At 65.0% G+C, this 666-nt stretch carries 1 protein-coding gene; it reads left to right on the plus strand.

Annotation, left to right across the window (positions count from 1 at the left end):
- Window positions 1-59: 59 nt before the first annotated feature.
- A partial coding sequence (locus tag DMB66_RS60325) for a helicase-related protein (RefSeq protein WP_370321621.1) occupies window positions 60-666 on the plus strand: 607 nt, incomplete at its 3' end.

A 666-nucleotide genomic window follows, 5' to 3' on the forward strand; every position in this document is an offset into this window, starting at 1 on the left:
CTGAGGAACGCTTCCACCACGGCGACGACGTCTGCATCGTATGCACCTCCACTCTGGAGTTGGGCATCGACGTGGGCGACCTTGACCGGGTGTTGCAGGCCGAGGCGCCAGACACCGTGAGCTCGTTCCTGCAGCGCATGGGCCGAACCGGGCGGCGCACCGGCCAGGCGGCGAACACCACGTTCTTCTGCGAAACCACCGACGGCGTCGTCCAGGCGATCGCCCTAGTCGAGCTGGCGAAGGCGGGCTGGGTCGAATCGGTTCAGGTGGAGGACCGCTGCTGGCCGGTACTCATCCACCAACTCCTAGCCATGTCACTGGCCAGCGATGGGATCACTGCCGTGACCGCCTGGGAGCACCTTTCGCATGTACCGGACTTCCGGGGTATCCGCCAGGCCGAGTTCGAACGCCTAATCAGCTGGATGTTGCGAGACGACGCGTTGCGAATCGCAGGTGGCCGCCTGGTCCTCGGTCCCAAGACGGAGCGCCGATTCGGGCGCAAGAACTTCATGGACCTCTACGCGGTCTTCTCCAGCCCGCAGACCTACACGGTCCAGACCGTGGGTGGACAAGCCCTCGGTTCGCTGAATCAGGCGTTCGTCGACCGGCTCGTCGATGGAGTCAGCAGTTTCCTGCTTAGCGGACGCGCGTGGGCGGTCCTGGTCG

This window comes from Actinoplanes sp. ATCC 53533, from assembly GCF_003947245.1.